General features: G+C 66.1%; 5 protein-coding genes. 4 read left to right on the top strand and 1 reads right to left on the bottom strand.

Going from position 1 to position 4059, the window contains the following annotated elements; genetic code table 11:
* Positions 1 to 82: 82 nt before the first annotated feature.
* The 3 genes from aroQ to ACIPVK_RS21565 are packed head-to-tail and all read left to right on the top strand — an operon-like array spanning position 83 to position 1931.
* Positions 83 to 535, top strand: a complete 453-nt coding sequence (aroQ, locus tag ACIPVK_RS21575) for a type II 3-dehydroquinate dehydratase (RefSeq protein ID WP_407614033.1) — start codon at positions 83 to 85, stop codon at positions 533 to 535.
* Between the two features lie 56 nt (positions 536 to 591).
* The gene (locus tag ACIPVK_RS21570) at positions 592 to 936 is read left to right on the top strand and encodes an MmcQ/YjbR family DNA-binding protein (RefSeq protein ID WP_407614032.1); all 345 of its coding nucleotides are present in this window, start codon (positions 592 to 594) and stop codon (positions 934 to 936) included.
* Positions 936 to 1931: a DUF2332 domain-containing protein gene (locus ACIPVK_RS21565; RefSeq protein ID WP_407614031.1), complete on the top strand. Its 996-nt coding sequence runs from the start codon at positions 936 to 938 to the stop codon at positions 1929 to 1931. The genes ACIPVK_RS21570 and ACIPVK_RS21565 overlap by 1 nt, the downstream gene beginning before the upstream one ends.
* A gap of 30 nt (positions 1932 to 1961) precedes the next feature.
* Here the strand turns inward: ACIPVK_RS21565 and ACIPVK_RS21560 are convergent, their stop codons facing one another.
* The gene (locus ACIPVK_RS21560) at positions 1962 to 3146 is read right to left on the bottom strand and encodes a MarP family serine protease (RefSeq protein ID WP_407614030.1); all 1185 of its coding nucleotides are present in this window, start codon (positions 3144 to 3146) and stop codon (positions 1962 to 1964) included.
* A 208-nt stretch (positions 3147 to 3354) separates the two neighbouring features.
* Here ACIPVK_RS21560 and ACIPVK_RS21555 point away from each other — a divergent pair, with 208 nt between their 5' ends.
* Positions 3355 to 4032: a Crp/Fnr family transcriptional regulator gene (locus ACIPVK_RS21555; protein ID WP_217390218.1), complete on the top strand. Its 678-nt coding sequence runs from the start codon at positions 3355 to 3357 to the stop codon at positions 4030 to 4032.
* Positions 4033 to 4059 lie beyond the last annotated feature (27 nt).

Raw genomic sequence — 4059 nt, 5'->3', positions numbered from 1 at the left:
CCCCCCCCCCCGCCCGCGTCATTTAACGCAGAAACGGCTTGCCGCCACGGCCCGACCCACCCCGACTGCCTAAAATGGACGCATGAGTGAAAACAGCACGCCGCGCATCCTGGTCCTCAACGGCCCCAACCTGAACCTCCTGGGCACCCGGGAACCGGAGATCTACGGACACGAGACCCTGGAAGACGTCGAGGCCCTCTGCCGCGCCGCCGCCGCGCAGGCGGGCCACGAGGTGGAGTTCCTGCAGTCCAACCACGAGGGCGTGCTCATCGACGCGATCCACGCCGCCCGCGGACAGGTCGCGGGCATCGTGTTCAACCCCGGCGCCTTCACCCACACCTCGGTGGCCCTGGCGGACGCAATCTCCGGCGTCCAGTTGCCGGTGATCGAGGTCCACATCTCCAACGTGCACCGCCGCGAGGCCTTCCGCCACCATTCATACATTTCCCCGGTCGCGGCCTCCATCATCGTGGGCGCCGGGGTCAATGGCTATGTTTTGGGCATACAGCAATTGATCCACCTCGCCGGGAAGTAGCCCCCGCCGCGCCCCTCCCCCTGTGCCGCGGCGCACCGGATCGGTATCGTGATGCCATGAGCACCGAAGACGACGTCCGCAGGCTGTGCCTCGCGCTTCCCGGGGTCGTCGAAAGACCCAGCTGGCAACGGCCGGCCTGGTTCGCCGAAACCCTCATGGCCCGAATGTGGGAAGACGGCGTGCTCACCGTGAAAACCGCTGAGCGCGAGGCCCTGGCGGCCATGGACCCCGGCACCTACTTTTGGACACCGCACCATGAGCGCTCTCCATTGCTTCTGCTGGTCAGGCTCGAACGCATCGACATTGCGGAGCTCGAAGAACTCCTGCTCGAATCGCACCGGCTGGCAGGCGGCTCCGTTGCCGGCCAGCCGTCGGGACCCGAGACCCCGGAGGCGGGCTGATGGACACCGGACCAACACAGGGAGCCGCGGCGCTGTACCTGGACTACGCCCGGCGCTGGTTCACCGGACACAGCGAGCTGTACACGCAGTGGGCCGAAGGGGTCGCCGGCAGCGTGGCCCTGCTGGAACTCGTCTCGGGCCTGCCCGCGCCCAAGCGCCAGCCGAACCTGGTCTTTGCCGCGGCCCGCTTCCACGGTTGCCCCGACGAACCGTTTTCGGTCCTGGAAGCGTACCTCGCCACGCACTGGGCCGAGATCCGCGCGATCGTCATGACCCACGCCACCCAGACCAACGAGGCGGGGCGCTGCGCCACGCTGCTGCCGGCCCTGGCCATGGTGGCGGCCCAGGAACAGCGTCCCCTGGCGTTGATCGAGGTCGGTCCCTCGGCGGGCCTGTGCCTGTTGCCCGATCTCTACTCGTATTCCTACGACGGGGGCCCCGTGCTGGGCACCGGCTCCCCGCTGCTGCGCTGCGCCACCACGGGCGATCCCCCACTCCCGTCCACGCTGCCCGGCATCGCCTGGCGCGCCGGGGTCGACCTGAACCCGCTGGACGGCACGGAACCGGACACCGTGGCGTGGCTGCGTGCCCTGGTCTGGCCGGGGCAGGAGGATCGGCGCGCCCAGCTGGACGCCGCGCTGGCGACCCTGGCCGCGCTTAAATCCGGTGCCCTGCCGGGGGTTGCGGGGCCGCCGCTGCTGCTGGCCGGGGACCTGAACGAATGCGTTGCCGATTTGGTGGATGCGGCTCCGAGACATGCGGTGCCCGTGGTCATGCACTCGGCGGTGCTTGCCTACCTCGACGAGGCCCGGCGAACCGCTTTTGCCGAGACCATCGCCTCACTGGGCTGCCGCTGGATTTCCAACGAGGCGTTCTTTATGGATGTCTCGAACCATACCCGTGAGGTCTCCGACGTGAACCGCTTCACCCTGTCCTTGGACAGGGTTCCGCTGGCCCGCACCGGACAGCACGGGGCACAGCTCGACTGGCTCTGAGCCGGCCGGCCCCGCCCCGCCGATCGGCGCCTAGTGCGGCGAGCAGGCTCCGGTGGGTACCGATTCCCGGGAGCTATCGGACTTCGCCAGGGCCTCGTCGATCTCTTCAAGGGCCAGGGCATAGCCGACATCGGCGCCGCCCTTGGCCTTGGCGAAGACCATTCCGACCACGCGACCTCGGGAGTCGAGCACCGGCCCGCCGGAATTGCCCTGCTCGACCTTGGCCGCCAACTGGTAGATGCGCAGCGGCGTCGGTTCAGCTCCGTAAATGTTCTGGATTGAAACGGTGCTCAGGGACTCGACCACCGCTCCCAGGGCGCGGAAGGAGCCGCCGCCCGGGTAGCCCAGGAAGGCTGCGGTGTCCCCGCGGTCAAGGTCGGTGCCGCGTTCCAGCGGCTTCAGTCCGAGTCCGGGAACCTGGAGGACGGCGATGTCGGCGACCGAGTCGAAGTACACGACGTTTCCGGAGTGCACCTGCCCGTCCTGGGTTGTCACCGAGGGCTCGGTGATTCCGGCGACCACGTGCGCGTTGGTCATCACCCGGTCCGGTGCAAAGACAAAGCCGGAGCCGGACTGGTTCACGCCGCAGGCATAGGCGGTGCCGATGATCTTGACGACGGACTCCTCGGCGGCCTCGATTCCACTGCCCAGGTCCTCGGCCTCGGGAACGTCGACGGCAACCTTCGGGGCAAAGGGTTCAAAGAGCTCGGGAAGGGTTTGGCCCATGACCTGGGCGCGCGCCTGGGTGACGAAGTTGGTGATGGGTTTCGGGGTCCAGGCCTGGATCGTGCTCAGGACGCGTGAATCGGCGACCTGCTGGGAAACCCAGGGCACGCCCATGGTTGCGGCGGAGAGCGCGATTGCCGAGATCACCAGGGCGGCCATGACGGTGTTGGCAACGCCGCCCAGCAGCCGGTCGAAGGACTTCAGGACCGGGAAGTTCAGCCATAAGCGGATTCTGGAGCCGATGGCCATGCCGATGCCCTGGCCAATCAAGATGAAGATCAACCCGGCAGCCACAATCCAGAAAATTCGCCACCCGGGGTTCGTCACCCACGTCGAGACCAAGGGGATTCCGTAGAAGGCCGCGATTCCGCCGGCCAGGAAACCAACAATCGCCCCGAGCGTGACAAAGAAGCCTTTACGCAGGCCAGAAGCCAAAAAGCTGATCAAAGAGATGATGAGCAACAGGTCCAACCATGTCAATCCCAACATTCAGTTTGGACTCCCGCCCTTCATACCGTGCCGCCCGGCCCAAAATGGGGCCTAAAACACTATTCGATGCCCCGAGTCTAGTCGGGGCATCTGGTCGATGCCCGCGATTCTAACCACATTTAGCCCGATTTGGCGTGTGGAAGCTGTCACATGGGCAAACCGTACGGCACAATTAGATGAGCGCTAACGACAGTTGACAGGAGATTTTATGGACATCGAGGTACTGCGCCGAGCACCACTCTTCGCTTCATTGAGCGACGAGGTGTTCTCTGCACTGACTGAAGAACTATCCGAAGTGGATCTGTCCCGTGGCGCCTCGGTGTTCCGCGAGGGCGACCAGGGCGACCAGCTCTACTTCATCGTTTCGGGCAAGATCAAGCTGGGGCGCACCTCCACGGACGGTCGTGAAAACCTCATTGCCGTTCTCGGCCCGGGCGAATTGTTCGGCGAAATGGCCTTGTTCGACCCGAGCCCGCGCAACGCCACCGCCACCGCCGTCTCCGAGACGCGTCTGGCCGGCCTGCGCCACGAAAACCTGCGCAAGGTCATCTTGACCAGCCCGGAGGTTTCGGTTCAGTTGCTGCAGGCCCTGGCCTCGCGCCTGCGCCGCACCAACGAGTCGCTGGCCGATCTGGTCTTCTCGGATGTTCCGGGCCGTGTCGCCAAGGCACTGCTGGACCTGGCCGACCGCTTCGGTCGCCCGGCCACCGACGGCATCCTGGTTGCCCACGAGCTGACGCAGGAAGAACTGGCACAGCTGGTCGGCGCCTCGCGCGAAACCGTGAACAAGGCCCTGGCCGAGTTCGTGCAGCGCGGTTGGCTGCGTCTTGAGGCACGCGCCGTCGTGATCCTGGACATCCAGCGTCTGCGCCAGCGTTCACGCTAAAGCGCAACCGTGCACGAACGGGTGTGG

It is taken from the genome of Paeniglutamicibacter sp. MACA_103 (assembly GCF_045798555.1).
Classification (GTDB): Bacteria; Actinomycetota; Actinomycetes; order Actinomycetales; family Micrococcaceae; genus Paeniglutamicibacter.
Note: the sequence above shows the minus strand (reverse complement) of the source record. Positions and strands in the feature narration are given on the sequence as shown.